25 protein-coding genes and 1 pseudogene are annotated in these 26,680 nt (G+C 63.2%); 14 read left to right on the top strand and 12 right to left on the bottom strand.

The features are described from left to right. Positions 1 to 135: 135 nt before the first annotated feature. The 4 genes from KBX19_RS02325 to dnaA form a co-directional block, all read right to left on the bottom strand. Positions 136 to 741, bottom strand: coding sequence for a DciA family protein (locus KBX19_RS02325; protein WP_255994643.1), 606 nt, complete (start codon positions 739 to 741; stop codon positions 136 to 138). Further along, on the bottom strand, positions 738 to 1,916 hold the full coding sequence (recF, locus tag KBX19_RS02330; RefSeq protein ID WP_255994642.1) for a DNA replication/repair protein RecF: 1,179 nt from the start codon (positions 1,914 to 1,916) through the stop codon (positions 738 to 740). Before recF ends, KBX19_RS02325 begins: the two co-directional genes overlap by 4 nt. A gap of 16 nt (positions 1,917 to 1,932) precedes the next feature. Then, on the bottom strand, positions 1,933 to 3,132 hold the full coding sequence (dnaN, locus tag KBX19_RS02335) for a DNA polymerase III subunit beta (RefSeq protein ID WP_255994641.1): 1,200 nt from the start codon (positions 3,130 to 3,132) through the stop codon (positions 1,933 to 1,935). Positions 3,133 to 3,708: 576 nt separating this feature from the next. After that, the gene (dnaA, locus tag KBX19_RS02340; protein ID WP_255994640.1) at positions 3,709 to 5,310 is read right to left on the bottom strand and encodes a chromosomal replication initiator protein DnaA; all 1,602 of its coding nucleotides are present in this window, start codon (positions 5,308 to 5,310) and stop codon (positions 3,709 to 3,711) included. Positions 5,311 to 6,060: 750 nt separating this feature from the next. On the opposite strand from dnaA, the gene rpmH reads away from it, so the two are divergent. Genes rpmH through KBX19_RS02380 form a run of 8 tightly spaced genes read left to right on the top strand, consistent with a single transcriptional unit; the run spans position 6,061 to position 11,234 of the window. Then, positions 6,061 to 6,198 carry a 50S ribosomal protein L34 gene (gene rpmH / locus KBX19_RS02345; protein WP_005287695.1) on the top strand — a complete coding sequence of 46 codons (138 nt, stop codon included), beginning with the start codon at positions 6,061 to 6,063 and terminating at the stop codon, positions 6,196 to 6,198. A 3-nt stretch (positions 6,199 to 6,201) separates the two neighbouring features. Beyond that, positions 6,202 to 6,570, top strand: coding sequence for a ribonuclease P protein component (rnpA, locus tag KBX19_RS02350; protein ID WP_255994639.1), 369 nt, complete (start codon positions 6,202 to 6,204; stop codon positions 6,568 to 6,570). Beyond that, entirely contained in the window at positions 6,567 to 6,836 is a 270-nt protein-coding gene (gene yidD, locus KBX19_RS02355; protein WP_156774791.1) for a membrane protein insertion efficiency factor YidD, read from the top strand. The genes rnpA and yidD overlap by 4 nt, the downstream gene beginning before the upstream one ends. A 29-nt stretch (positions 6,837 to 6,865) precedes the next feature. Continuing rightward, positions 6,866 to 8,029 carry a membrane protein insertase YidC gene (gene yidC, locus KBX19_RS02360; protein WP_255994638.1) on the top strand — a complete coding sequence of 388 codons (1,164 nt, stop codon included), beginning with the start codon at positions 6,866 to 6,868 and terminating at the stop codon, positions 8,027 to 8,029. Position 8,030: 1 nt separating this feature from the next. Beyond that, positions 8,031 to 8,642, top strand: coding sequence for a 16S rRNA (guanine(527)-N(7))-methyltransferase RsmG (rsmG, locus tag KBX19_RS02365; RefSeq protein WP_255994637.1), 612 nt, complete (start codon positions 8,031 to 8,033; stop codon positions 8,640 to 8,642). A 13-nt stretch (positions 8,643 to 8,655) separates the two neighbouring features. Continuing rightward, positions 8,656 to 9,588, top strand: a complete 933-nt coding sequence (locus KBX19_RS02370) for a ParA family protein (RefSeq protein WP_305082889.1) — start codon at positions 8,656 to 8,658, stop codon at positions 9,586 to 9,588. 3 nt (positions 9,589 to 9,591) lie between these two features. Further along, positions 9,592 to 10,602, top strand: coding sequence for a ParB/RepB/Spo0J family partition protein (locus KBX19_RS02375; RefSeq protein ID WP_255994636.1), 1,011 nt, complete (start codon positions 9,592 to 9,594; stop codon positions 10,600 to 10,602). Further along, entirely contained in the window at positions 10,599 to 11,234 is a 636-nt protein-coding gene (locus tag KBX19_RS02380; RefSeq protein ID WP_255994634.1) for a hypothetical protein, read from the top strand. The genes KBX19_RS02375 and KBX19_RS02380 overlap by 4 nt, the downstream gene beginning before the upstream one ends. On the opposite strand, the gene KBX19_RS02385 is transcribed toward KBX19_RS02380, so the two are convergent. The 8 genes and pseudogenes from KBX19_RS02385 to KBX19_RS02420 form a co-directional block, all read right to left on the bottom strand. Continuing rightward, on the bottom strand, positions 11,188 to 11,940 hold the full coding sequence (locus tag KBX19_RS02385) for an alpha/beta fold hydrolase (RefSeq protein ID WP_255997244.1): 753 nt from the start codon (positions 11,938 to 11,940) through the stop codon (positions 11,188 to 11,190). The genes KBX19_RS02380 and KBX19_RS02385 overlap by 47 nt on opposite strands. Beyond that, the gene (locus tag KBX19_RS02390; protein ID WP_255994632.1) at positions 11,937 to 13,115 is read right to left on the bottom strand and encodes an N-acetylmuramoyl-L-alanine amidase; all 1,179 of its coding nucleotides are present in this window, start codon (positions 13,113 to 13,115) and stop codon (positions 11,937 to 11,939) included. The genes KBX19_RS02385 and KBX19_RS02390 overlap by 4 nt, the downstream gene beginning before the upstream one ends. Positions 13,116 to 13,180: 65 nt before the next feature. Next, positions 13,181 to 13,501, bottom strand: coding sequence for a thioredoxin (trxA, locus tag KBX19_RS02395; RefSeq protein WP_005287722.1), 321 nt, complete (start codon positions 13,499 to 13,501; stop codon positions 13,181 to 13,183). Further along, positions 13,498 to 14,457: a thioredoxin-disulfide reductase gene (gene trxB, locus KBX19_RS02400; RefSeq protein ID WP_255994740.1), complete on the bottom strand. Its 960-nt coding sequence runs from the start codon at positions 14,455 to 14,457 to the stop codon at positions 13,498 to 13,500. The genes trxA and trxB overlap by 4 nt, the downstream gene beginning before the upstream one ends. A 113-nt stretch (positions 14,458 to 14,570) precedes the next feature. After that, complete coding sequence (locus KBX19_RS02405) at positions 14,571 to 15,143, bottom strand: sigma-70 family RNA polymerase sigma factor (RefSeq protein ID WP_255994631.1); 573 nt, start codon at positions 15,141 to 15,143, stop codon at positions 14,571 to 14,573. A gap of 664 nt (positions 15,144 to 15,807) precedes the next feature. Beyond that, positions 15,808 to 18,129: pseudogene (gene murJ / locus KBX19_RS02410) on the bottom strand (murein biosynthesis integral membrane protein MurJ); the annotation flags it as partial. A 13-nt stretch (positions 18,130 to 18,142) separates the two neighbouring features. Further along, positions 18,143 to 20,554, bottom strand: a complete 2,412-nt coding sequence (locus KBX19_RS02415; protein ID WP_255994629.1) for a DUF6049 family protein — start codon at positions 20,552 to 20,554, stop codon at positions 18,143 to 18,145. Beyond that, a complete protein-coding gene (locus KBX19_RS02420) occupies positions 20,554 to 21,273 on the bottom strand; it encodes an NUDIX hydrolase (protein WP_255994628.1) in 720 nt (239 codons plus the stop codon). The genes KBX19_RS02415 and KBX19_RS02420 overlap by 1 nt, the downstream gene beginning before the upstream one ends. A gap of 62 nt (positions 21,274 to 21,335) precedes the next feature. Here KBX19_RS02420 and KBX19_RS02425 point away from each other — a divergent pair, with 62 nt between their 5' ends. The 6 genes from KBX19_RS02425 (at position 21,336) to KBX19_RS02450 (ending at position 26,676) form a co-directional block, all read left to right on the top strand. Beyond that, complete coding sequence (locus KBX19_RS02425; RefSeq protein WP_255994627.1) at positions 21,336 to 22,859, top strand: CCA tRNA nucleotidyltransferase; 1,524 nt, start codon at positions 21,336 to 21,338, stop codon at positions 22,857 to 22,859. Then, the gene (locus KBX19_RS02430; RefSeq protein WP_005287744.1) at positions 22,852 to 23,460 is read left to right on the top strand and encodes a YqgE/AlgH family protein; all 609 of its coding nucleotides are present in this window, start codon (positions 22,852 to 22,854) and stop codon (positions 23,458 to 23,460) included. The genes KBX19_RS02425 and KBX19_RS02430 overlap by 8 nt, the downstream gene beginning before the upstream one ends. Further along, positions 23,461 to 24,135 carry an AzlC family ABC transporter permease gene (locus KBX19_RS02435; protein ID WP_005287747.1) on the top strand — a complete coding sequence of 225 codons (675 nt, stop codon included), beginning with the start codon at positions 23,461 to 23,463 and terminating at the stop codon, positions 24,133 to 24,135. It abuts the gene before it with no gap. Continuing rightward, the gene (locus KBX19_RS02440) at positions 24,135 to 24,488 is read left to right on the top strand and encodes a branched-chain amino acid transporter permease (protein ID WP_005287748.1); all 354 of its coding nucleotides are present in this window, start codon (positions 24,135 to 24,137) and stop codon (positions 24,486 to 24,488) included. The genes KBX19_RS02435 and KBX19_RS02440 overlap by 1 nt, the downstream gene beginning before the upstream one ends. A 69-nt stretch (positions 24,489 to 24,557) precedes the next feature. After that, positions 24,558 to 25,037 (top strand): hypothetical protein, encoded by a 480-nt coding sequence (locus tag KBX19_RS02445; protein WP_255994625.1) that lies wholly within the window; start codon positions 24,558 to 24,560, stop codon positions 25,035 to 25,037. Positions 25,038 to 25,197: 160 nt separating this feature from the next. After that, positions 25,198 to 26,676 (top strand): HNH endonuclease signature motif containing protein, encoded by a 1,479-nt coding sequence (locus KBX19_RS02450; protein ID WP_255997245.1) that lies wholly within the window; start codon positions 25,198 to 25,200, stop codon positions 26,674 to 26,676. The last annotated feature ends 4 nt before the right edge of the window (positions 26,677 to 26,680 follow it).

Genomic DNA, 26,680 nt, shown 5'->3' on the forward strand with positions numbered 1-26,680 from the left:
CTGCTGCAGACATTCCTGGTAGCGGCCGAGCGTGTGGGGCCTGATCCGGGCAGCGTGTGAACGATTCAACCTCCCAGAGGGAATGCGTCGGAGAAACCCCAGGTGGCGAAAAACGGGGCACCGAATCGTTCACACTTATCCATAGGTATCTCTTGGACCGCGGCCCTTGACATGCAGCGGCCCGTAGCGCCAGTTCTTCGTCTTCGGAGGGAACACATGCAGTTTGGTCACCACACCCGGCCCGATCTTCTCTGCGATCTTGGCCAGGACCGTCGACTGCATGTACTTCAGGTTCGTCGCCCACGCCGTTTGGTCGCACGCGACGAAGACTTCGCCGTCTTTGATCATGGTGACCTCGGTGTGCTGCGCGATCTTCGCGCCGACGAGCTCCTCCCAATTGCCCATCACCCAGCCGTGCGCGATGGATTCCGTCCAATCGCGCTGCTCAATCTCCTTTTTTACTAACGACGCGAACCCCGACACCTCATACGACCGCGGCAGCGCGCGACCATCCGCACCGGTGGGCCGGCCGCGAAAACTCCGCGGTTTCCTGGTCTCGTGTGTCAGGTCTAATCCGGGGACGACTGGTGTGGGCCCGTCACCCTTGCCGAGTGAGCGCGTCGGCACCACCTTCTGCGCCTTCGCCAGATTGGGGACCTTTCCGTTGCGGCGCTTAGCCGTAGCGCGCAGGTTCTGGAACGTCGCAGTGACCAAGTCGACTGGTTCCTGGTTGTCGGTCACGACTCCTCCAACCGCGAGATCCCGTCTTCCATCACCACCGAGTAGCGGGCGGCGACATGCTCATCGAGGTTGTCGGGCAGGTCATCGCCGACCGCAGCGGTAATGAGCACTTGCTCCGCTTGCTGTGCGACAGCCACCAACCGTTCACGGCGCTTCGCGTCCAGCTCAGCGAAAACGTCGTCGAGAATGAGCACGGGATCCACGCCGTCTTCCGACAGCAACGCGTACTCAGCCAGGTGCAGTGCGAGGGCGAACGACCAGGTCTCGCCGTGGGAAGCGTATCCCTTCGCCGGTTGGTCGCCGAGCGTGAGCAACAGGTCGTCGCGGTGCGGGCCAACGAGCGTGGTCCCGCGATCGATTTCATCACGGCGCCGGCGAGCGAGCTCGGTGAGAAAGGCAGCCTCCAGGATCGCCGGGTCGTTGGAGGGTTCGCCGGCCAACTCGGTGACGGCCTTGTCCAGTGTGGAGGAGTACTCGATCGCGGCTGGTCGGGATTCGGGTGCGACGGAGGAATAGGAGGTGTGGACGGGGTTGCTGAGGGCGTCGATAAGCACGCGCCTGCCTGCGACGACCTGCGCGCCGAACGCTGCCAACTGCGCATCCCACGCGTCCAGGGTGCTCAGCGCGGCGGCACCGGAATCGTCGTTGTAGCCGCGGCGCAGCGCCATATTCGACGAACGCAGAAGAGCGTTGCGCTGGCGCAGAACTTTGTCGTAGTCGGCTTTCGCCCCGCCGAAGCGCGGGGTGCGGATGCTGGCGAGCGTGTCTAAGAATCGACGGCGTTCCGCGGGCTCACCGTTGACCAGGGCAAGATCCTCCGGCGCGAAGACCACCGTGCGCAGCACGCCGAGCATCTCGCGCGGGGACTTCAGACGGGTCCGGTTGATCTGCGCCTGGTTCTGCTCGCGGGCTTTGATCAGCAGATGGGTGGTCAGTTCGCGGCCGTCGTTGACCGTAGTCGCCGAGATGCGCGCATTGTTGGCGCCGGTGCGGATGAGCGGCTGATCCTGGGACACGCGGTGGCTGGCCAGCGTCGCGGTGTAGATCGCGGCCTCGACGATGTTCGTCTTGCCGTGGCCGTTGCGGCCGGAGAAGACCGTGACCCCAGGCTCGAGCGCCAAGTTCAGCTCAGGCCAGGAACGGAAATCCCGTAGGTCGAGCTCACGGAGATACACGGGTGATGGACCTGGTTTAGCCCGGCAGGCGGACCGGCATGAGCAGGTACGTGAAGTTCGTCGCTGGAGTCTCGAAGGATCCGTCCGGGCCAGCTTCCGGCAGCTCATCCGGCTCCGGGACCATGATCGCCGGGCGGGATGCTTCCGTGAACCCGAAGACGACGCGATCGGTGTGGATGACGTTCAAGCCGTCGCGCAGGTAGCCGGAGTTGAAAGCGATGAGCAGCTCGTCTGCACCGGTGAACGCGCACTGCAGGCTCTCGCTCGCCTCACCGGACTCAGCGCCAGAGGCGAAGAGCGTGACCTCGCCCGGCTGGAAGTGCATCCGCAGCTGCGCATTGCGGTCGGCGACCAGGCTGACGCGGCGGATTGCTTCCATGAGCGGAGCGATCTCGACACTAGCCATCGAGGTGTGGGTCTTCGGCAGCAGCGGCTGAATGTTCGGGAACTCGGCGTCGAGCATGCGCGTGGTCGTCTCACGGTTGCCAGAGTGCAGGCCGAACAGGCCGTCGCCGCCGACGTTCTCGCCCGAGCCGACGGCGATTTCGACCGGCTCTTCCAGGTGAGTGTCCAGGGTGCGCGCGTTATCCAGCAGAGTCTTGGCCGGGATGAGCAGCTTCGCCTCGACGTTCGGTGCCTTCGGCTCCCACTCAAGCGAGCGCAAAGCCAAACGGAAACGGTCGGTGGCAGCCAGCTGCACGCGGTTGCCGGAGACCTCCATGTGGACACCGGTGAGCATCGGCAGCGTGTCATCGCGGCCGGCAGCAGAAGCGACCTGGGTGATGGCATCGACAAACGTAGTGGTGTCCAAGGTTCCAGTGACCTCGGGCAGGACCGGCAGCTGCGGGTAATCGTCGAGCGGCATCAGCGGCAGCTCGAAGCGGGCGGAGCCGCCCTGGAGAAGAAGACGCTGGTTATCGGCAACAGAAACATCGAGCGGCTTCGCCGGCATGTTGGAAACAATGTCGGCCATGAGCTTGCCGGCTACGGCGACGCGACCAGGCTGGTCCACCTCTGCGGCGATGCGCACGCGGGTAGAAACCTCGTAGTCGAAGCCGGCGAATTCCAAACCATTGTCATCCGCTGTGATCACGACAGCGCGCAGCACAGGCTGGGTGTTTTTCGTGGGCAGGTTGCGTGCAACCCATGCCACCGCATCCGAGAGGTCATCTTTGTGGACGCGGAATGACACGTTCACGTCTGCCTGGGTGTCCATGCTTGCCTGCTCCTTGTTGCTGCTGCGTTCGGGCCGCGTTAGGGCCTTGAGTGCCAACTGGTCATTCAGCCTACCGACTGACCTGCCCGCTGCAACAAAAAGGGCACGGGCTTTTGTGATTCGTGAAAGCAGGTCGTGCGGGGCGGCGGCGGGCGTTGTGCACACCCTCTCTTTCTCTTGGTTTAAGTACTAAGAAAAAACCCGGGAAGAACAGTAAGTGTTGTGCAGTCTGTGGATGAACGGGCAAATGCCAAGAATGTCGGCCGAATCGGCGTGTGGGTGACGGGTGTGGAATTCGTGTGGGAAACCCCGATTCCTTGTGGACAAAAGATCGGCCGCTTTTTGTGTGCACAGCGAACCACACGTTTTCCACCGCTTCGCCCCTGATATCCCACACGTTATCCACCGGGGCGTGTGATTCGGTCGAGGCCTGTGAATTGAGCATTGGAGACCAACATCACACGGGCGCCCGGGCTAATTACACCCATGGAATTACACAGCTGTGAATAACTCTGTGGATAAAAGAAAGACCCCAGCTTGCGGGTGCAAACTGGGGTGGAAAACTGTGTGGAAAGTTTATTGTGAGCGGACTCGCGTCTTGATGATCTGCGTGAGCTCCTGGATTTCGTCGTACGTCTCGCGGTTCTCCGTCATTTCTTTCCGGATCTTCCGGTCGGCGTACATCACTGTCGTGTGGTCCTTGCCGCCGAACTCTTGGCCGATCTTCGGTAGTGACAAATCAGTCAGCTCTCGGCACAGATACATAGCTAGCTGGCGGGCATGCGCGACCGTGCGAGTTTTGCCGGCGCCGGTGAGCTTGTCCAAGGACACACGGAAGTACTCCGCGGCTACCTCTTTGATGGTGGTGGCAGTGATCTTGATGTCGCCTTCATCCGGGAGGATGTCACGCAGGGCGATCTGGGCAACGTCGAGCGTGATCGGCTCCTTGATCAGTGAGGAGTACGCCGACACCCTAATCAGCGCACCTTCGAGCTCGCGGATCGACGACTCGAACTTCGACGCGATGAGCTCCAGTACTTCATCGTCGACCTGGGTGCCGTCGGCAGCTGCCTTCTTCATCAGAATGGCAATGCGCGTTTCCAGGTCCGGTGGCTGGACATCTGTAATCAGACCGCCCTCAAAGCGCGTGCGCAAACGGTCTTCCAGCGTGGTCAACTGCTTCGGCGGACGGTCAGACGACAAAATGATCTGCTTGTTCGCTTGGTGCAGCGCATTGAAGGTGTGGAAGAACTCTTCCTGAGTACCTTCCTTACCTTCCAAGAACTGGATGTCATCGACCATGAGGATGTCCAGATCGCGGTACCGGCGCTTGAACGATTCTTGGCGGTCATCGCGGACAGAGTTGATGTAGTCGTTGGTGAACTCTTCCGATGAGACGTATTTAATGCGCAAGTCAGGTTGCAGCACGCGCGAATAGTTTCCGGCGGCGTGCAGCAGGTGCGTCTTGCCCAGGCCGGAACCGCCCCAGATGAACAGCGGGTTGTAGGCACGGGCCGGATTCTCGGCGACGGCGACAGCGGCGCCGTTGGCGAAACGGTTGGAAGAACCGATGACGAAGTTCTCGAAGGTGTACTTCGGGTTCAGCGATGTCTCGCGGTTCGGATCGTGCGCGGGCTTTTCGCGTTGAATGCGCTGCGGCACCTCCACAACCGGGTGTGCAGCCTGTTGGCGCGCCGATTCTTCAATGGCGTGCTGTTCTTGCTGCTGCGCGTGGATGCGCGCCAGCTCGTCCAGGCCCATCGGCAACTGCTCCCCTGCTATCGGAGCTGGGAATTGTCGTGCCTGCTCAGAATAGGTCGGGAACCACGGCGTCGGGTTCGGTGCCGTGTGCTGCACAGGCGGTTCAGGCTCGGGTGCAGGCTCTGGAGCCGCTGCGTCGACGGAGACCGCAATATTGCACGGCCGGTTCAAGTGGTGGGTGAGAATCTCGACAATATAAGGGCCGAGCTGATTTTCCACCACGTTTTTCGCTGCGGAGTGCGGGACGGAGAGGATGCAGTAGCCGTCGACAAGCATGACGGGGCGCACGAGGCGCAGATACGCTCGGTCGCCCGGTGTGAATGTGGGTACGGGTGAGTTGGGTCGCTCTGAAAGGTTGAGAAGTTCGTTGACAACGTCTTGCCACAGCGCGTCGAGCGCCTGCTGATCGAATGCCATGCTCGCCTACTTCTCCCTTAAATATGCCTCAGCCAATGAATGATGATGGATGATTGGACTGCATATCATCCACTGGCCTATTCACATCCCGTTCAGATATGAACATCGCTTCTACCTTGTACTCCACAACGTTATCCACAGGTGTGGGATTTGCCCCAACGGAGCTTTTCCACAAGTTAGGCTCCTCGCTGTGGAATTCACTTTCCTAAGAGAAATATGGTTTGACCTGCCAGAAACATAAGTTACCGCGTTGAACCTTAAGGTTTCCTTGAGATTTATCCACAGGGAGAAGCTTCCTGTTCAATGAAGTTGTGGCGATAGAACTGTTTACCCTCCGTTCAGCCCCGATGTCTACAAATGGCCCAATCGTTTACTTTCTACATCGGGCGATCCGGGGTGCAGCGTTACGTTCGCTTCTCCTCTTCCGCAGTAAGCGTCGGCGTGTCGCCAGCTCCCCTGTGGATAACTACAGCCATGTTATTTCGGGGGTAGCTTGAAGCGGGAAGCGTCACCCCCGCTGAAAACCCCTGTTTGCTGGGAATTAGCTGTGTCTACAGCGATTTGTGTCACCCCGTGCAGCTGCCGTATCCTGTTTAGGTCTGTCGCATCCAGGGCGTTGCCCGACGGATGTGCGTGAGAGGACCACTGCGCTTCCACCACCGGGTTTCATGCGCACGCTCTCACTGAAGTTCCATCTTTGGCCGCTTCTTCCCCGGTGGGCCCGCGGCCGCAACGTCAAGGAGTAAACCCGTGCCTAAGCGGACTTTCCAGCCCAACAACCGTCGTCGTGCACGCAAGCACGGCTTCCGTACCCGCATGAACACCCGCGCCGGCCGCGCCATCGTTTCCGCACGCCGCAAGAAGGGCCGTTCCAAGCTCAGCGCGTAAACCGTGCTCCCGCGCGCCCACAAACTCGCATCATCGGCGGACTTCCGCACGGTCATGCGCAAAGCCGGGCGCGCTGGTACCCGCACCGTGGTGGTGCACTACTACACCCGAACCGATCCTGTCATCACTGGCGGGCCGCGGTTCGGGTTAGTTGTTTCTAAACAAGTGGGCAACGCGGTCACGCGCCATAGCGTTTCGCGGCGTCTGCGCCACGTGCTGGCGGGGTTCATCAGTGAGCTCCCGCGCGAGGTGGACATTGTGGTGCGCGCCCTGCCGCCAGCAGCGGAGGCCACGAGCAAGCAGTTGCTTGATGACGTCTCCTCCGCCCTCCCCCGCGCGCACAAGAAATCTAAGCGGGGGCGCCTGACGTGAGCTACTACAACACCGATGGCGAAGCCATTCCGGCCCCCCGCGGACCTGTGGGTTCCGCACTCGTGGGCGCGGTGCGGCTTTACCAAAAGTGGGTTTCTCCCCTTAAGATGGTTTCGACGTGCCGCTTCGAGCCGACGTGCAGCGCCTACGCCTTAGAGGCGGTGTCGCGGCATGGAGCAGGCAGAGGGAGTTTGCTGGCCGTTGCCCGTGTGTGCAAGTGCGGGCCGTGGCACCCGGGCGGATACGACCCCGTACCGCTGACGTAGTTTTTGAGATCCAGGAGTTAGTTGGACCTGTGCTGAATTTCATTTATTGGCCTATCTCAGCGGTGCTGTGGTTCTGGCACAAGATTTTCGGATACATCTTCTCGCCGGACTCGGGCGCCTCGTGGCTGCTGGCCATTGTCTTCCTGACGTTCACCATCCGTATCTTCCTGGTCAAGCCGATGGTCAACCAGCTGCGCGCCGGCCGGAAGATGCAGGAGCTGCAGCCGCAGCTGCAAGAGATCCGCGCGAAGTACAAAAACGACCAGCAGAAGATGGCTATGGAGACCCAGAAGGTCTACAAGGAAGCCAAGATGAACCCGCTGGCCAGCTGCATTGTTCCGCTGGTTCAGCTGCCGGTGTTCATTGGTCTGTTCCACGTGCTGCGCTCGTTCAACCGCACCGGTACTGGTGCCGGCGGTCTGGGCATGTCCATCGAGCAGAACCGCAACACGGCGAACTACATCTTCTCCCCCGAAGACGTGCAGTCCTTCCTGGATGCCCGCATCTTCGGTATCCCGCTGTCGTCTTACATGTCCATGCCGGAGGAGCAGTTCGCGGCCTTCGCCCCGGTGGACTTCACCCGCATGAACATCATCATGGTGGCTCTGCCGCTGGTGCTCATCTGTGTGGTGATGACCCACCTCAACGCCCGTCTGAGCATGTCCCGTCAGCGCAAGCGCATGGCCAAGAAGAAGGCCGAGGATGAGCTGCGCGGCAAGAAGCCGTCCCAGGACGGCCCGCTGTCTCCGGAGATGATGGAGACGCAGATGAAGACCATGAACGGCATGATGCTGTGGTTCCTGCCGGCAACCCTGCTGTTCACCGGCTTCCTGTGGCACATCGGTCTGCTGACCTACATGGTGTCCAACAACGTGTGGACGCTGGTGCAGACCAAGCTCGTCTTCGACAAGATGGACAAAGAAGAGGCTGCTGAGGAAGAGGCCAAGCGCGAAGCGCGTCGTGCTTCTGCCCCGCAGGTCGGCGCGCGCAAGGTGGATAACCGTTCCAAGAAGCAGCGCGCCAAGGACGCACAGAACCAGGCGCGCACCAACGCGAACACGAACCACCCGGAAGGTGTGACTGAGCCGGAAGAGCAACCGGAACCACAGTCGGAACAGAAGACCCGCCAGCAAATCCAGAACGAGCTGAGCAAGAACAACAAGAGCAAGAAGAAAAAGAAGAAGGGGAAGTAGGGTGCCTGACGTCGCAGCGGAGATCTTCGGGGACCGTCTGCCGTTGGCGCAGGCGTACCACGACTCGCTGGCCACGACTGCCGCGGAGCGCGGCTTCATTGGCCCGAAGGAAGTTCCCCGTCTGTGGGACCGGCACATCTTCAACTGCGCCGTGATTGGCGAGGCCTTCAAGGAAGGCCAGCGCATCGCGGACATCGGCTCTGGTGCCGGCCTTCCCGGCATCCCGCTGGCCATTGCGCGCCCCGATTTGGACATCACCCTGATCGAGCCGCTACTGAAGCGCTCCAGCTACCTCAGCGAGGTCGTTGCGGAGCTCGATCTGACCAACGTCACGGTCATTCGCGGTCGTGCAGAAGAGCAGAAAAAGATGCTTTTCGACGCTGTGACATCCCGCGCTGTCGCCCCCCTGGGCAAATTGGCGTCCTGGTCGCTTCCGTTGGTGTGCCCGGGAGGTGCGATGGTGGCGATGAAGGGGGCGTCGGTAAGCGAGGAACTCGAACGCGACGCGAAACAGATCGCGAAAGCCGGCGGCGTGGATGCCGATATTTTCACTGTTGGTGAGGGTGTTCTGGAGCAACCCACAACCATGATCCGCATTGTCCGGTCCAGTTAGTACTCTGTCAAGCATGTGGGATGACACTCCGATCGGCGCAGCCGCTCAGCGCGCCGCGCAGATGAACTCGAACAGCGCCTCCGTGCCGAAGCCGGAGCGCCCGCGCGTGTTCACCGTGGCCAACCAGAAGGGCGGGGTGGGTAAAACCACCACCTCGGTGAATCTGGCTGCCTCGTTGGCGCGGATGGGCCGCAAGGTGCTGGTGATTGATTTGGACCCGCAGGGCAACGCGTCCACCGCGCTCGGGGCTGCGCACCGCGATGGTGAGACCTCCAGCTACGAGCTCCTCATTGGCGATGCGCCTGCGGAGGAAGCTCTGCAGCGTTCCAGTGACAACGAGAACCTGTGGTGCATCCCGGCGACCATTGACTTAGCCGGCGCCGAAATCGAGCTGGTCAGCCTGGTTCGCCGCGAGTACCGCTTGGCAGATGCGTTGCGCGGAGGCTTCCTGGAGGAGCATGACTTCGACTACGTCTTCGTGGACTGCCCGCCGTCGCTGGGCCTGCTGACCATCAACGCGATGAACGCGGTCGACGAGGTGCTCATCCCGATCCAGTGCGAGTACTACGCGCTCGAGGGCGTGGGTCAGCTGCTGAACAACATCTCAATGATCCGCCAGGCGCTCAACCCGAACCTGCACATCTCAGCGGTGCTGCTGACTATGTACGACGGGCGCACGAAGCTCGCAGAGCAGGTGGTGGATGAAGTCCGCGGCCAGTTCGGCGATGTGGTGCTGCGCAATGTCATCCCGCGCTCGGTGAAGGTGTCGGAGGCGCCCGGCTTCGGCCAGTCGGTCATTGAATACGACCCTGGTTCACGTGGAGCGTTGGCCTATTTCGACGCGGCGATGGAGCTGGCCACCCGCGGCGACTACCAGCCGCATTCCAGCACGGGCCCGATTGGTGTCAGCCCGGAAATTGCCGCGGAGTTGGGTGAGGAGGACTAAACCATGGCAGAGCAACCGAAGAAGAACAACAAGGGCGGTCTGGGCAAAGGCCTCGCCGCGCTCATCCCGTCTAACGCGGACCACCACCAGAAGACCGGTCCGCTGGGTGACGGTGCGGCCGATGTGATCATCGGCAAGAAGCCCGCCCCGAAGAAGGTCAAGGGTGCGCCGAGCATCCCCGCCCAAGTCGCCCCGACGGCGACGGTGGCTGACTCGATCGGTGCGAGCTACCAGGAGATCCCCATCGGGGACATCTTCCCCAACGCGAAGCAGCCCCGCAGCGTCTTCGACGAGGATGAGCTCGCCGAGCTGGTTCACTCCATCAAGGAGTTCGGCCTGCTGCAGCCGATCGTCGTCCGTCCGGCGTCGGACGGTTATGAGCTCATCATGGGTGAGCGCCGCTGGCGCGCCTCCTCCAAGGCGGGGCTTAAGCGCATCCCCGCGATTGTGCGCGACACGTCCGATCAGGACATGCTGCGCGACGCTCTCCTGGAGAACATTCACCGTGTTCAGCTCAACCCGCTGGAAGAGGCCGCTGCCTACCAGCAGTTGCTCGAGGAGTTCGGTGTCACCCAGGAGCAGCTCGCTGATCGGCTGGGCCGTTCCCGCCCCGTGATCACCAACTCGATCCGTTTGCTCAACCTGCCGGTGCCGGTGCAGCGCCGCGTCGCCGCCGGTGTGTTGAGCGCCGGCCACGCCCGCGCGCTGCTGGGCGTCAAGGTGGGCCCGGAGGCTCAGGAGCAGCTCGCCGACCGCATCGTTGCTGAAGGTCTGTCCGTCCGCGCCACGGAGGAAGCCGTCACGCTGTTGAACAAGAACGGCGTGATGCCCGAAAAGACCAAGCGCGAGCCAGCACCGCAGCCGGAGTTCCTCTCCCAGGCCGCCGAGCGCCTTGCTGACGAATGGGACACCAAAGTCTCCGTCACCATGGGCAAGCGGAAAGGCAAGATCGTCGTCGAGTTCGGCGACCGCGATGACTTCGAGCGCATTATGGGGCTTATCGAGGGAGCATGAGCCTGCCCCGGGCCAGCGTTGTCGCGCTCACCTCGTCCACGCTGAGTAACCTGCATCCGCAGGCCGCGCGCAGCGTGTTCTGGGAACTCGACCCGCTCAGCGAGAACTACCAGGGCATCGACTCCCAGATGGACAAGTCGGCCTGGTTGCTCGCGTTGGTGTACGAGCATAAGACGGCTGGGTTTTCGATCGTCGATAAGCGGGCGCATGCCACCTTGCTGATGTGCCCGCCTTCGGCCGCTCCTGGGGCTGTGCGCCTACCCACCGCGCCTGTCTCCGCCGACGCGTACTGCCTGACCAGCTTGCATATCGACGCAGCCTTCGCGGGCATCGGCTGGGAGGCAGTGCTTGTCGACGCCGCAGTGGTCGCCCTCACTTCCCGCGGCCTCCCCGCGGTCGAAGCATTCGGGGTGAAGGCGGATTTCACGCACGAACTGACCGGGATGTGCAAGACTATCGTCGAGCACGCGGAGCAGATCGGTCTGATGCCGGTGGAGGTGCTCGAGTCGGCAGGGTTCAAGATCGTCGCCGACCACCCTGTCATTCCGCGGCTGCGCCTAGAGCTGCCGCCGGAACAGGGGCTGCTCAGTGAGGCCGAGATTGCTGAGCTTCTCGCTCAAGCCCCCATTTAGTCAGCTCCGCGATCTCCATATCCCGCGGCATGAGCGGGTGCTTCGGGCCGCTGGGAATGGCTTTGACTGCGACATCTGCCCCGTTGTCGGACGTCAGGAAAGACGAACTGTGTGGCGTCGCCCACGTGTCCGCCCGGGAGTACAGCGAGGTGTACACCACCCGCGGATCCGTCACCGGAGCGTTGACGCCTTGCAGCTGCTCCTTCGCGCCCGGGCCGCCGAGCAGGTTGATAATCCACCACGGCACGCGCGGCACCCAGCCACTGAAGTCCGTGCCGTAAAAGGGCGTGCCCATGGTGACCACGCGGCGGACCTTGATGTGCTCCTCGTGCCGGTTGTTGGACACGTAATGCGCCGCGACGTTGCCGCCCTGCGAGTGCGCGATGAGATCGACCTGTTTCGCCCCGGTCGCCTCGAGCACCGTGTCAATGTTGTCGGACAGCTCCGCGATGAGGTCCGAGAACGGGCCTACTCCGTACAGGCCGGGGAGGCGCATCTTCCCGTAGTCAAAGGACCACACCCAGTAGCCGTTCTCGCGCAGAAACTGCCCTTGGCGCCGAAACGCCGATGCCCGGCTATGAATGCCGTGAACATACAGCACCGGGGTGTCGTGCCGGGCGAGGAAATCGGGGTCGTTGAAGATCTCCGGATGGATCTCTTCGATCACATCATCGAAGACATCCTCGACCTCGTCGCGGATGCTCACGCGCGTTCCTGACGCAGCAGTTCCGTGAACGTGAAGGTGCCCGTCGGCTGGGTATCCTGTTCCAGCAGGTAAAGGCGCTTCACGGCGACAACGATGGCCTCGGCGATCGCGTCGCGCTGCGTCGGGTCCGTCACCACGGCCACGTCGTGCGGGTTGGTCAGGTAGCCCGCCACCACGGCGACGGACGGCATCTGCGTCATGCGCAGCAGCTCCCACGTGCGTCCGTGGTTGAAGCAGTTGCCCAGCGGGGTGCGGGCGACAATCTCGCGCTGGATGTAGCCAGACAGGGTCTCCCCCGTCATCGACGAGGCGCCCAGCTCCGAACCGAAGTAGAACGTGGCCACACCATTGGCCTTCTCGTTCTGGTAGCGGTCCAGCTGCAGCGAGATCACCAGGTCAGCGTCGAAACTGTTGGCCAGGTCCGCGCGCGCCTTCGGCGACGGGTTGTCCCCGCGCGGGCGCGACATGATCGTCTCCATGCCGGCGGCGATCATCCGCGCCTCCACGCGCGACGCCAGGTCCCAGAGAATGTCCTCTTCAGAGATCTCACCGTAGGGCCCCTGCACGACGGCATGCTTATCGACGTCTATATCCGGGTCGATCACCACCCTCTTCCCCGCCAAACGCGGACCGGCAAGGCGGACCACCTCGCGCTCGCGGATGGCCTGGGTGGACCCGCCGGTGATGCGGCGGCCGAGCAAGCTCAGGGCATGCATGGTCTCCGGGCCGCAGATCCCGTCGTCCTGAATGCCGTAGTTGATTTGGTAATCCTGCAGGGCCGCGTGGGTGTCGGGGCCGAAGTGACCGTCGATACGCCCCGAGTAGAAGCCCAACTCCTGCAGCTGCTTCTGCAGTTGGCCGACATCGTCGCCGACCATGATCTGGGTCGGCTGGTACGACAGGACGCGCGCGCCCAGCGTGTAGGAGGCGTGGCGCAGCTCCCGCAGTGTGATCTCGTCGATCTCACCGGAGGGCAAAATGCCGCGGGATTGCTGGAAGGCTTTGAGGGTTTGGGCCAATTCATCGTCGAAAAGCATCTCTGCCTGGGAGAAGCTGCGGCGATTCCACTCGCCCACGTCACCCTCAAAGCCGGGGAGCAACCCCAAGCGTGCGAGGGTCGAGCGGACTTCGGCGACGCGCGCGCTGGAGTCACCCACCCGATAAATACGCAACACTTCTCACCTTTCAGACAGTCGGCCAAATGGACAGTCTCATAGTACTGCTATTGGTCCGGAATGGCTCAGAGGTGGTTGCGCACCCGGGATACGATCTCTTGCTTCGGTACCAGGCCGACGAACTCGTCGACCTTCTCGCCGCCGGAGAAGATCATGACGTTAGGGATGGACATGACCTGGAACATCGCCCCCAGGAGACGCTCCTGATCGACGTTGACTTTGGCCACCTTGATCTGCCCGTCCATCTCTTCTGCGATCTCATCGAGAAGCGGAGACAATTTCTTGCACGGGCCGCACCATTCGGCCCAAAAGTCCACCAGGACCGGGATGTCGGACTCGACGACCTCAGACTTGAACGTGGATTGTGTGACGTTGATCGCTGTCATGAGAGGGCCTCCAAGTAGTGCTCGGCGTCGATCGCCGCGCGGCAGCCGGAGCCGGCGGCGGTGATGGCCTGACGGTAGTAGTTGTCCACCAAGTCGCCGGCGGCGAACACGCCCGGCACCGACGTCTTGGTGCTCGGCTGATCGACGATGACGTACCCGCCCTCGTCGGTATCCACCTGGCCGTTCAGGAAACCGGAGCGCGGGTCGTGGCCGATCGCGACGAACATCGCGGTGGCGTCCAACGTGGACTCCTCGCCGGTGACAGTGTCCTTGATGCGCAGGCCAGCGACCTTGCCGCCGTCCTCAATGACCTCTTCCACGACGGAGTTGAGGAGGAACTCGATCTTCTCATTCTCCTTCGCACGGTCGAGCATGATCTGGGAGGCGCGAAACTCCTCGCGGCGGTGAATGATGGTCACCTTCGAGCCGAAGCGGGTGAGGAAGGTCGCCTCCTCCATTGCCGAGTCGCCGCCGCCGACGACAGCAATGTGCTGGTCCTTGAAGAAGAAGCCGTCGCACGTCGCGCACGTGGACACGCCGCGGCCGGTTAGCTCCTGCTCACCCGGGATGCCCAGGTGGCGCGGAGCCGCGCCGGTGGCCAAGATGATGGCCTTGGCGGAGTAGACCTCATCGGCCACGTGGACCTTCTTGATGTCGCCGTCCAGCTCGACGCGGTCAACCATCTCAGCGCGCAGATCCGCGCCGAAGCGCTCTGCCTGTGCACGCATTTCCATCATCAGGTCCGGGCCCATGATGCCGTTTTCAAAACCGGGGTAGTTCTCCACCTCGGTGGTGTTCATCAGCTCACCGCCGAACTCGTAGCCTTCAAAGACCAGCGGTTTCAGGTCGGCGCGGGCGGTGTACAGCGCAGCGGTGTACCCGGCCGGGCCGGATCCGATGACAATGACCTCCTGCACCTCGTCCGGGTTGGCAGACGTGGCAGCGGCCTCCTGCATCGGCTCAGTCGTCGCGGTCTCCGGAGCGAACGCGCCAAGCGCGTTGGCGGAGGGAATGTTGGGGATCTGCGGCTCAGTCATGGCTGTCAGTGTAGTGCTTAGGTCAAGTGATCCTAACTAACAAGATTCACGTCCTCATCGATCATCTGCAGCAGCATGTCCCGGGCACGGTACCTGCGGGACTTCACTGTCCCGGGGCGCACGCCGAGCTCGCGGGCGGCGTGGTTGATGGACAGGCCTGCGACGTCGATAAGCAGCAGCGCAGAACGGTTCGCGGCAGGAAGCTTGCCCAGCACCTGCATGAGCGCGAGCCTGCGGTCGAGGTGCGTCAGCGGTTCATGGGACAGAGCCCGGTTGGTGTCGGGGCTGATCTTCTCGTCGTCGTCGATGCTCACGTGGCGGCGCTTGTTGTCCGCGCGCTTGAAATGGTCGTAGCCTGCGTTGAGCACGAGGCGGCACAGCCACGTCCCCAGGCCCGATTCGCCGCGGTACGTCTCCATCTTCACTGCTGCTTTGAGCAGTGCGTCCTGCATGACATCCTGCGCGTCATGCTCATTGCGGGTGTAGCGCAGCGCGAGCGCCCACATTTGGCGGCGGTGGCGCTGCACGATCATCGTGAACGCGCGCTGATCCCCCGCAAGATAGGCCGCCACCAGCGCTTTGTCGCTGTAGTGCTGTGCATGCATGGTGTCCCCCCGATTGATCCCCCTGTGCTGCACCCCGATTGTGGCACGCGCGCGCACCTGTACGCACTTAGTTGTTGCGCACTCCAGTGTGCAACGCACGCTTGCCGACGACGCTGACCTCCTGCACCGCAACCGCCGTGCCATCCGCACCCGTGAAAGCGATCTCCAGCCCGTTGAGCGTCGGGTTGTCGGTGATGTCGACGGTATGCTGCGGGCCACTGGTGAGCGTGCCCTCTGCGAGAACCTCGCGGTTGCCTCCGGCAAGACCGTAGATGGTGTACTCCAGCCCAGGGCCGGGCTCGGTGTGGAAGATCAGCTGATCGGCGATGAAGGGGCCATCCGTGGTGATCGTGAACTTCTGTCCGGGGGTGACGGTGGCGGTGGTGGCGCCGTCGCCGTCGACAAGCGGGGCGAAATTCTCCGGCTCCACCGTCAGCGGGGCGATGAAAACCGGAAGCGACTGCGCCTGGCTTACCGGGCCGGACTCGGTAGCCACGTCGCGCACCGGGTTGTCCGGCTCGTCGCGGAACTGGCTGAGGATGTACGTGGTCAACAGGGCGACGATGAGGACCGCGCTGATTGCTACCGCCACCAGAGCCGTGATGCCGAATGCGCCGAGACCGCGCTCGCCGAAACCGCGCACCGGTGGTGTATCGATCTCTTGCTCCACTGGCACCTGCACGGTCTCGCCAGGTCCCTCGCCAGAGAGGTTGTGCAGCAGGTCCTCCGCGAAGCCCAGGGCGGCGTTATCGGAATCAAGGTCCGCGCCCGGCAGGACGGCGGGGAACGCTAGGACGATGGCGCCGTCTTCAGTCACGCGCATGCGGTCGCGGTTGTCCAGGCCAAGGGGGACGCCGTGCTGGTGCGCGAAGGCCACGGACTGATTCAGCGGCACCATTGCGTCGTCGACTGCCTGCTCGAGCAGCGGGGCGCCCGACTCGGCCACGGCCTTGAGGGACGACCCCGGTACCCAGTCCGAGACCACAAGGCAGCCCATGCGGTACGGAATCGCCTCCATGATCGGTGCCACACCGGGCAGCTGGAGTTCGCGCAGGCGGTGGGTGCGGTGGGAGACACCGGCGGCGTCGATAGCAGCCTGGCGCGGAGCGACAGGAGCAAGCGGTGCCGCACCGCACGTGTCCACGAACGTCAGCGCCACCATCCGGCCGGTCCGTTGCTCCCGGGCCTGCCAGAAGCGGGCGCCGGTGGCGGCACCGTGGTCCTTCAGCAGACGGAAACGCCCGTCGGACACCGCGGCACCCGGGATCAGGCGCGGCCCGCGGACGACACCGGCGGACATCGGCGGCGGGACCGGGGACGCATTGAAAGTGTCCTCCAGCATGAAGGTGGATAGAGCCGGCGCGGACTCCTCCACCGGAGTGCTGCGCTTGAAGCGCTGCATGACCGTCTCTACCTCCGGCAGGTTGGAGAAGGACAGGACCACAGCGGTGACGGCGACGAAGATGATGCCCAGAACGGCGATCTCGATGAGCATGCCCACGGAGCTGCGCTCGGGCGAGACCATGCGCACTACCGAGCGCACGGCGAAGACCGCCCCGACACCGACCAGCCCAGCAGCCGCTGCCCATGCGGAGGTCTTGAGGACTTCTCCTGTGCCCAGCGATCCGAGCTTGCTGCGCAGCAGGAAAGAGCCAATGACAGCGCCAGCGACAAAGCCGAAGCCGTTGGCGGCGCCGAGCAGCACCACCACCTGATCGGGGCGCGTCGCCGCGAACGGAGCCAGCAACGCCAGAACCACCTTGGTGAAGGTGATGCCGGCGATGATGAACGTCGGCGTCCACGCCTCCTCGCGGGCGTAGAAAACGCGCAGGTGCAGCATCACCAGCGCGTACGGGATGAGGGCGAACGCGGAGAAACTCAGCGTCAGGCCCAGGGTGCGGGCGTCCTCGGAACTGAAGTTGCCGTAACGGAACAGGGCGGTGCCGATGTCGGGGCCCAGCGCCGTCATGAACATGATGATCGGGATGATCGCGATGAACGTCAGCTTCGTGCCGAGTGTCAGGTCGCGGACGACGGCTTGGTCATCGCCGTCGGCGGCGTTGCGGCTCAGCCGCGGCATGATCGCCGTCAGCAGCGTCACACCGATGATGCCGTAGGGCACTTGCAGCAGCAGCCAGTGGTTCGCGTAAATGATCGGCGCGGATTCGTGGACGCTCGAGGCGATGCGGTTATTGATGATGTAGCCGAGCTGCGAAATGGCCACGTAGGTGATGATGGCCAACGCCATCCCGCCGAACTGCTTCAACCTGTCGTCGATGCCCCACTCGAGCCGCAGGTCGACGCCGGTGCGCCTGAGCGCCGGCAGCATGATCAGGCACTGGACCACCACGCCGAACGTGGTGCCGAGGCCTAACAACAATACGTGCGGATCGGTGACAGGTGTCGGGTCGTCCGGGTGAATGGACCCCGGCACCAGCATGTAGAGCGCCATGACTGTGATGGTCACCACGTTGTTCGCCACCGGCGCCCACGCGCCGGGGCGGAACACTTCCTTCGTGTTCAACACCGCCATGAACAGTGAGAACAAGCCGTAGAACATGATCTGCGGCAAGAGCAGATACGCGAACGAGGTGGCCTGAACGACGTTGACCTGGCCGTCGCCATCGAGCATCAGCCGTGTCAGCAGTGGTGCACCGACGAGCGTGATTACCGTGGCGACAGTCACGAGCGTGAACGTCAGCGTGAACAGCCGCCGGATGAAGGAGGCGCCGTGGTCCGGATCCTCTTTCTCCGCGCGCACCAGCACCGGCACCACCAAGGCGGTGAGCACCGAGCCGAGCACAATCTCCGTGACCATGTTCGGCAGCGTGTTCGCCGAGATGAATGCCGACGCCACCGCGCCGCCGAGCGCCGATGTGATCATCACCGTGCGGATGAAGCCGGTGATGCGCGACATCAGCGTCGCCACTGCCATTGAGCCAGTGGACCTTACGACGGAGCGGTCCGAAGTTTCAGCTTTCTCCATAGGGGTCTCAATCCTAGTGCTCTCTCCGCCGTTTCCCGAGTTGGAAAAGAACCGCCAACGCGAACAGCACCGCCAGCCCGGCGACGAGGATCCGGGTGGCAAGCGCCCCGCCGGCCGTCTGCACAGCGATGTTCACCGGCTGAGAAATCGGCCGATTATCCGGCGTGGAGAGGTACAGCTGCAGGTCAGTGCGCTTATTGTTCTGCGGCAGGTCCGCCGTCATCTGGAGGGTGAGCGAACCGCGCGCCGGGATGCGGAACTCCGCCGGAGTATTCAGCTTCGCGTCGGGGGGCCCCTGATACAGAATCGACGCGTCGACAGGCAGCGGCAGCCCGTTCTCCGCGACAATGAGCAGCGGCGAGGATTCCGACGTGCGCGTGTACACATTCCCCGGCGGGATCAAGCTTATCGACGACTTGATCGCCCCCAACGTATCCCGCCCCCCATTGAGCCGCGTGCGGGTGCGCAACTCCGCATCCGAGTAGTAGGTCAGAGAACGGCGGTGCGTGACCGGCAGCGCGGCGAGCAGATCCAACCGCAGCGGGAGGGTGTAACCGTAGCGGGTCAGAGCGATGTTGTTCTCGTTGGCCAGGATGGATGTGAGGTCGTCGATGTAGCGCGCCTGCTGGCCCGCGTTGAGGATCTCCGTGTCGGAGTACACAGTCGGGTCGTTGTACGGCGTGCCGAGTGCCTCCAGGCCCGCCTGATCAATCTGCTCCGGAGGGCGCGTGTACTCCTCGAGTGGCATCGGCTCGGCTATGCGGGAGCTCATCAGCTCCCCCACGGTACCCATGACTTGCTGTGCTGTCGACGCATCCCACGCCGCCGGCGGATTGACGAGCACCGGCTCCTCCCCCGCCGTGCGCGCTGCCGTCGCGATAGCCGATGCCGCAGTGAGATCGCGCGCCGCCACCGAATCCATCGAGTAGTCGTAGCGCAGCTTCTCCTGGGAGTAACCGGTGGTCTCCGGGTGGCTGCCGGTCGCAGCAAGCGTACTGGCCAGCGCATCATCAAAGCCCACCGTCACCACACCGGGTGTGGCGGTGGCGAAGCGCTCCCCCGGCACGGTGTTGTCCGCCACGAGCACGCGCACCGGCTTGGACGGTTCCGGCGCCGCGACATCCTCAGTGCTGGGCAACGTCGGGGTGTCCAGCGTGGTCTGCTGGTCGCCCTCGATCTTGCCGCCGGGCCCGTCTTGCGTTTCAGCCTGCTCGTTTTCCCACGCGCTCTGCATGCCGACCTGCGGCACCGTCGACCTGCTGTGGTCCGCCCAGCCCATCGCCGGCGCAGACTCCGGGGTGAGGTAGCCCGCGCCAGGCACCACTATGTTCTGCACGATGGGAGTACCCAGCACGCGGCCCAAGGTGAAGGGCCCGCGCTCGACGGCCTCGCGCATGAGCCACCTATCACCGGTGCGGGCGATGGCGTTCAAGTCAGCATTCGCCCAGGGCAGTGCCACCGTGCAGCCAGACGCGCTCGCGGCCTTGACCTTCTCTAGCCAGGCAGCAGCATCCTCTGCGCCCCGGCCCGGCGCGGCATCCATGAAGGCCGCGTCCTCACGGCCCCAAGAATCGCGCAGGCGCTGGCGTTGGCGGCCCGGGGATGGGCGATCGTCGTCGACCTTGTACCCCTGCGCCATTCGGTCCACTGTGTCCACCAGCGCGGGGTCGAGAGCGAGACACGTGGCGTCAGCGACGCCAGTGTCGTCGGTGGTCTCCGCGTACGTCTCGATCAACTGATCCAGGCGCCCCCCAGGTTCGAGCTGATCCGCGAGCTGCTCGGAGGCCAGAATCAACGGCGGGCTGTTCGGAGCTTCGCCGGTCTCCCCCGGCACAATGTCCACCGGTGCGCTCACCGGGTAGAGCACCGAGACACCCGCGGGAGTCTGCTCCTCGGGCAGATCACCCCGCACGGCCATGTGCCAGCGCTCGCTATCTAAGTGGGTGCCTTCCTGCTCCAGCACGACCATGATCGGGAACGTCGCCGCGAGCGGTTGGTCCGAGACATCCACCTGCACGGTGATTTCGGCTTCCTCCCCTGCGGACAGGTTCGGCACCTCGACCGTGTCACCGGCGACCGTGTACTCCCCCGGCGCCGCAATCGTTGCTACCTGGGCATCGGAGACAGACCCGGAGACAGGTCCGCGCCGGGGAGTCACCGTGAGGTTGTCCATCTGCTCATCGCCGTCGTTACGCACCCGCACAATCGCGTCGACGGTGGAGCCGGAATCGGCGGTAGAGGGAGCGTCGACAAGCGAGAGCGTGATGTTCTCGCTGCCGTCGCTCGCGCGAATCTGCGGATTGACCCACTGCGAGGCCACGGCCGAGTTTTGCGGATCCATCGGCACCGGCAGGTCGGCGTGCGCGGGGGAAGCACAGACTGCCACCACTGCTGCTGCCACGACTGCGCAGATCCGTGCCTTCATCACCGCGGCGTGATCCTTCCGGCACGTTTCTCGGCACGCGCTAATGCTGGCATTTTGTCGAAGGCGATGCGGGCCAGCTTGCGTTCGTCGGCATACGCCAGGTGCTCCATCAGCTCGCTGACGGGGACCCAGGCGACTTCGGTGACTTCTGGGTCTTCGTCGTTAAGCACCCCGTCGACATAGCGCAACAAGTTATGGTGCACGGTCTTGTGAATGCGCACGCCGTCAGACACGAACCAGTAATCGATCAGGCCGAGGTCCTCGAAGGGCTCGCCGTAAATGCCGGTTTCTTCCCACACCTCGCGGCGGGCCGTGTCCCACTGGTGCTCACCGGGCTCCACATGGCCCTTCGGCATCGACCACAGCAGGCGGCCGCGGCGGTCAAGGCGCCCGATCAGCGCGACATAAATCCTGCTCAGGTCCACACTGCCGTCCGCAGCCACTGCTTCCGCCATGCCGGAGACCACCAAACCGCCCGCGGACGTTTCGTCCCGGGTCTCCATCTTGTGGTCCGTCGTGTACTGGCTGGTGTGCGGCTTGCGGTAGTTCTGGGGGCGCTGCTTGCGGCGACGCTTGTTCGGCTGTTGTTTCTGGGATTTTTGGGGTTGCTTCTGGTGCTTTTGTTGTCGTTTTTGGGATTGCTTCTGCTCCCCCTTTTGGGCATGACTCGACCCGCGCCGGCGCCGCCTGCGCTTCGGGGGATTCGGAGAGTCAGCCATGAGATCAGATCGTATCCGCCCACGACTTATATATGGAACTTGAGACCACCCCAAGTATGGTTATGGCCGTGACCCCGAGGACCGCGAGCGAGAACCACACCGACCCTGCCGGGCTTTTCAATTTTCCCGAGAAGGGCGATTCCACAGCCTTCATCGGGCTGCTCGCCCGGGCGGAAACAGCGGTGCGCGAGCTTGAAGGCCTGCTCACATCGCTGGTGCGGGAATTCCACGACCGGGGCGAGTCCCTTTACTTGGTCGGCGGCCCGGTGCGCGACGCGATGCTCGGCCGACTCGGCAATGACCTGGACTTTACGACGTCCGCACGCCCCGACGTCATCAAAGCCATCTTGAGCGGCTGGGGCGAGGCCGTGTGGGACACCGGTATCGAATTCGGAACCGTGTCGACAGTCAAGGACGGCCAGCAGGTGGAGATCACCACCTTCCGCGCTGATCTGTACGACGGCGTCACACGCAACCCCGAAGTCACCTTCGGCGACGCGATTGACGACGATCTGGTGCGCCGCGACTTTCGCGTGAATGCAATGGCGATCGAGCTCCTTGTCGCCGACGGCGAGGATTCACTCGCGCTGGATTTCCACGACCCCGTCGACGGCCTGAAAGACCTGCTGAACCACGTCCTGGACACCCCGCAGGAGCCGGAGGTCAGCTTCCGCGATGACCCGCTGCGCATGCTCCGGGCGGCCCGGTTCGTCTCCCAGCTGGGGTTTCACGTCTCGCCGCGGGTGAAGCGTGCGATGACGGACATGGCGGAAGAAATAGGCCGCATCACCGTCGAGCGCGTGCAGGCGGAACTGGACAAGCTCATGCTCGGCGTGCAGCCGTGGGAGGGCATTGACCTGCTCGTGGAGACGGGCCTGGCCGACCACGTGCTGCCGGAGATCCCGGCGCTCAAGCTCGAGCGCGACGAGCACATGCAGCACAAAGACGTCTACGCTCACTCGCTGACTGTGCTGCGCCAGGCCACCGAGCTGGAAGAAGAAGGACCGGACCTGAAGCTGCGTTGGGCGGCGCTCATGCATGACATCGGCAAGCCGGACACCCGCGAGGCCAAGCCGGGCGGAGGGGTGTCCTTCCACCACCACGAGGTTGTCGGTGCGAAGCTGACGCGCAAGCGGATGCGCAAACTGAAGTACCCGAAGCACGTCATCGAGGACGTGGGTCAGCTGGTCTACCTGCACATGCGCTTCCACGGTTTCGGGGAAGGTCAGTGGACCGATTCCGCCGTGCGCCGCTACGTGACCGATGCGGGAGACCTTCTCCCCCGCCTGCACAAACTCGTCCGAGCGGACTGCACGACGCGTAACCCGAAGAAGGCGGCGCGTCTCCAGCGCACCTACGACCATCTCGAGGAGCGCATCGCGGACCTCGCTGCCAAGGAGGATCTCGCTCGCGTGCGCCCGGACCTGGACGGCAATGAGATCATGGAGATCTTGGGCCTCGAACCCGGCCCGCAGGTGGGCAAGGCGTGGAAATACATGAAGGATCTCCGCTTGGAACACGGTGAACTGGGCCGTGATGAGGCCGTCGCAAAGCTCAAGGCGTGGTGGGAGGCAGAAAATGGCTGAGTTTTTCTACGCGGATAGATTGTTCACCGCCCTCGAGCGCGAAGAGCCGGGGCCGGGCATGTTGCTGGTCGCGGCGCCGGGCATGCTTTCCGACGAATTCGTCCGCTCCATCGTCCTTGTCATCGAGCACACCGCGACCCACTCCTTCGGCGCGGTGCTCAACCGGCGCAGCGACGTCGCCGTCCACAATGTCCTGCCCGAATGGCTTCCCGAGGTGGCCAATCCGCAGGCGCTCTACATCGGCGGCCCCGTCGGCCCGCAGGCGGCGATCGGTGTCGGCGTGACCAAGTCCGGCACGGTGATCGACGATCACCCCGAGTTCACCCGCCTGGCCAACCGCCTCGTGCACGTTGACCTGCGCACAGAGCCGGAAACCGTCGAGGGTTTGCTTGAGGGCATGCGCCTTTTCGCCGGTTACGCCGAGTGGGAGCCCGGCCAGCTCGACGAGGAGATCGAACGCGGCGACTGGTACGTCGCGCCCGCCCTGCCGAGCGACGTCATCGCCCCCGCGAACACCGACCTGTACAGCGATGTCATGCGCCGCCAGCCGATGCCGCTGCCATTGTTCTCCACGTTCCCCGCGAACCCAGAAGACAACTAGATGCGCAATCTGTGGGTAGTGGGCCTTGGGCTCATTCCGCTCGGTCTCGCATTCGGCCTGGTCATGACACAGGCCGGTTTCGCCTGGTGGTGGACGCCGATCTTCTCCATCGTCATTTACGCCGGCTCGATGGAATTTCTCGCCGTGCAGATGGTCGCCAGTGGCGTTGGGCCGCTCTCAGCCACAGTCACCGGCTTCATGGTGAACTTCCGGCACATTTTCTACGGCCTCACGTTCCCCCGCCATCTCATCGACAGTCCCGCCGGCAAGGCCTACAGCACCTATTCGCTTACCGACGAGTCCTACGCCATCACCTCCACCACCCCCCACTCCGAACTCACCGGCCGGCACGTCCTGGCCATCCAAGCCTGCTGCCAAGCGATGTGGGTCATCCCCGGCATCATTGGCGCGCTCGTCGGGCAGGTCATTCCGGACAGCGTGCAGGGAATGGACTTCGCCCTGACCGCCCTGTTCATCGTGTTGACGTACGAGGCGTTCCAATCCAACCGCGACTTCTCCCTGCCTCTGACCGCCGCCGGGATCGCAGTGCTCGTGGCCGTGCTCGCCCCGTCGGCGATTCTCATGGCGGGGTTGTCAGCCTACTTCGTGGTGCTGTTGCTGCGGTACGGGTTTCCGGGCGTCGATAAGCGCCTTGAGCTGCGAGGGAACACATAATGGGTGATTCTTTGGGGCTTCCCGACGGCGTGACCCTCACCATGGTCGCAGCCGTCCTGGTGCCCGTCGCAGTGGTGACGGTGTTGCTGCGCGCGCTCCCCTTCGCGTTTCTGCGCGTGCTCAAGGGCAGCGCGCTGATTGAGTTCCTCGGTGCGACGATGCCGGTCGGCGTCATGACCGTGCTTGTCGTGTACACGCTGGCTAGCGCGCTGGATGCCCCCGGCGGGCTCGTGCCTGCTCTCCTCGCGGGCGCGGTCACCCTTGCCCTCCACGCTTGGCGACGCAGTGCCGGCCTCTCCATCCTCACCGGCACCGCCGTGTACATGCTGCTGGTGAATGTGGTGGTCGGCTGAACCTGGTGCTCGGGTGAACAACGCGTTAATGCGCTGCTAAAAAGCCTGTGGGGTTTTAGGCTTCGCAGTATGAAGCGCATCCTCCGCACAGCTATCGCATCCGCCGCCGCCGTCTCTCTCACGCTTAGCCTTGCTACGCCTGCCGACGCCCAGGTCAACCGCCCCGTTGACGACACGAGTTCCATCAAGCCGATGTTGGAGTTCAGCTCGCCGTCCTACATCCAGGAGAACTCCAGCACCGCGACCGACGAGGAACTGCGGCAGAAATGGGAGGAGGCCGTGCGCATGGGGCACATCGCTCCCCTCATCGAGGCGATTTACGGCCTGGACATCAACGACGATCAGTTTCTTGAGGACCGCGTAGCCGCCAACGCCGGCAAGTTCGAGCAAAACCACTCCGCAAATGCCGTGCTCGGCAGCTCTATGAAATGGGACGCTGCTCGCGGTTACGAGCTGGGCAACACGCTGAACTGGTTGATCGCGCTTGGCGTTATCACGGCTGCGGTCGGCGGCGCCGTTGCTGCCTACACGTCAGGTGTCTTCGGTTAAGGCACCGTTCGAAGAATGTACTTTTTGAGCCAGCTGACCTGCTCGTTAGCGTGAGCGTTCGAACACAGAGGCTAATGGTTCATGCAAGTTAAGCGTGAGTGTCCACCCCATATGCAATGATGTGTGCATAGCATTCGAACACAACTGCTAAGGGGGAACAATGACGAAGGAGCGCAAGAAGAAGTCGGCCTTTTTTGCAACCGACAATCCGAGCGATCCACTCGCCGCAGCGGGGAGGCAGTTCCGGGAGGGCGAGTACGCGATGTTCGGCAGGTACGCGTCCAGTGACGGTGAGGAGGGGCCGGTCTGTTCGAAGGACTTCGACCGGGAGATCGCGGGCCTGTGCACGTACACGGGCCTGCGCCGGGCGCCGGCCGAGAGGGCCGTGGTGGGTTACATGAGTTTGCGGGATCTGCCCCGCCTCCGCGCGCTCCAGAAGGAGACCAAACTGCTGGACATTGATCGTCTCGATGCGATTGCCGTCCGCATAGCGGAGCTCGGTATCAACGCCACGGAAGAGGTCTATTCCACTATCGACGAGCTGTTGGTCACCCTATTCACCCCGGCACGGATGAATCAGCCCCTCCCTACTCGTACAACTATCACGCGGCGTCTGCGTGAATTCATCGCAGAGCTCGATTCCAAGGTGGCATACAACGAGCAGAAGCGGGAAAAGCGCGAGAAGAAGGATCCTCCCCCGCCGGGTGAATGCGAGATCTCTTTTCAAGAAGCGATGGCAGGCACGGGCACTGCGGGCCTCACCATGGTCGGCGACAATGCGACCATCGCCGCCACCAAAGCATCTATCGACGAGACCGCCCGCGCCCACGGCCTGACCCAATCCGATGCGGCCCTCAAGCTCCTGAATGGCGAGATCACCCCAGCTCCCGGGGCCAAGATCTACGCGTACACTCCCCTGACCGAGGATGGTTCGTTGAACTCGGCGGCCCCTGCCTACTTCCCCGGATTCGGCTGGACCACAGCGCCCGGCACAGAGATGTTCAACCACATGCTGTCTAGCGCCGACAAGAACTCGGTCAAAGTTGTGAATCTCGACGATGCCGCCACCCGCACCGTGAACAGCTACTCCCCACCGGAGGACATCAAGGCCTACGTCCGCGGCCGCGACGGCACGTGCCGCTTCCCCGGTTGCACGGTGTCGGCCTGGAAGTGCCAGATCGACCACCGCGTTCCCTTCGATTTAGGCGGGGAAACCACTGCATCGAACCTTTTCAGCCTCTGCGCGCACCACCACAACATGAAAACCGACCGCAGGGCGTATTACATCCCCGATCCCGTGACCGGCGAGCTTGTCTGGCTTTTCCCCGATGGGACGTACCAGCGCACCGACCCCGAAGGCTTCATTCACTCTCAAGTCACGCCAACGGCCCCAAAGTGGCAGCACTCGCTAGAAGACATCTTGCGGTTGCACCGAAAAAAGACCCGTTTTTTCGCGCTCGGGCACAAGCTTATCGACGACTACGACGCCGGAACCACAACCCTCGACGAGTGCCTCACTGCCATCGCCGGTTTGGAGAAAGAGTTCGGCCGGGAGTTCCCGTTCCGACCTAAGGAAGCGCACAAAGACACACTCAAAGAATCGGCCAAAGATTATGTGGAGGACGCCCCGCCCTTCTAGATTC

Origin of the sequence: Corynebacterium sp. CCUG 71335 (assembly GCF_024454075.1) — a bacterium.
Lineage (GTDB): Bacteria > Actinomycetota > Actinomycetes > Mycobacteriales > Mycobacteriaceae > Corynebacterium > Corynebacterium genitalium.

Coding starts and splice junctions, on each gene's coding strand:
- KBX19_RS02435 (WP_005287747.1), top strand. CDS start 23,461: ATGCGCAATCTGTGGGTAGTGGGCCTTGGGCTCATTCCGCTCGGTCTC.
- dnaN (WP_255994641.1), bottom strand. CDS start 3,132: ATGGACACCCAGGCAGACGTGAACGTGTCATTCCGCGTCCACAAAGAT.
- trxA (WP_005287722.1), bottom strand. CDS start 13,501: ATGACAGCGATCAACGTCACACAATCCACGTTCAAGTCTGAGGTCGTC.
- KBX19_RS02380 (WP_255994634.1), top strand. CDS start 10,599: ATGAGCCTGCCCCGGGCCAGCGTTGTCGCGCTCACCTCGTCCACGCTG.
- KBX19_RS02440 (WP_005287748.1), top strand. CDS start 24,135: ATGGGTGATTCTTTGGGGCTTCCCGACGGCGTGACCCTCACCATGGTC.
- KBX19_RS02445 (WP_255994625.1), top strand. CDS start 24,558: ATGAAGCGCATCCTCCGCACAGCTATCGCATCCGCCGCCGCCGTCTCT.
- KBX19_RS02370 (WP_305082889.1), top strand. CDS start 8,656: ATGTGGGATGACACTCCGATCGGCGCAGCCGCTCAGCGCGCCGCGCAG.
- KBX19_RS02450 (WP_255997245.1), top strand. CDS start 25,198: ATGACGAAGGAGCGCAAGAAGAAGTCGGCCTTTTTTGCAACCGACAAT.
- dnaA (WP_255994640.1), bottom strand. CDS start 5,310: ATGGCATTCGATCAGCAGGCGCTCGACGCGCTGTGGCAAGACGTTGTC.
- KBX19_RS02415 (WP_255994629.1), bottom strand. CDS start 20,554: ATGAAGGCACGGATCTGCGCAGTCGTGGCAGCAGCAGTGGTGGCAGTC.
- KBX19_RS02425 (WP_255994627.1), top strand. CDS start 21,336: ATGGCCGTGACCCCGAGGACCGCGAGCGAGAACCACACCGACCCTGCC.
- KBX19_RS02430 (WP_005287744.1), top strand. CDS start 22,852: ATGGCTGAGTTTTTCTACGCGGATAGATTGTTCACCGCCCTCGAGCGC.
- KBX19_RS02420 (WP_255994628.1), bottom strand. CDS start 21,273: ATGGCTGACTCTCCGAATCCCCCGAAGCGCAGGCGGCGCCGGCGCGGG.
- trxB (WP_255994740.1), bottom strand. CDS start 14,457: ATGCAGGAGGCCGCTGCCACGTCTGCCAACCCGGACGAGGTGCAGGAG.
- KBX19_RS02375 (WP_255994636.1), top strand. CDS start 9,592: ATGGCAGAGCAACCGAAGAAGAACAACAAGGGCGGTCTGGGCAAAGGC.
- KBX19_RS02405 (WP_255994631.1), bottom strand. CDS start 15,143: ATGCATGCACAGCACTACAGCGACAAAGCGCTGGTGGCGGCCTATCTT.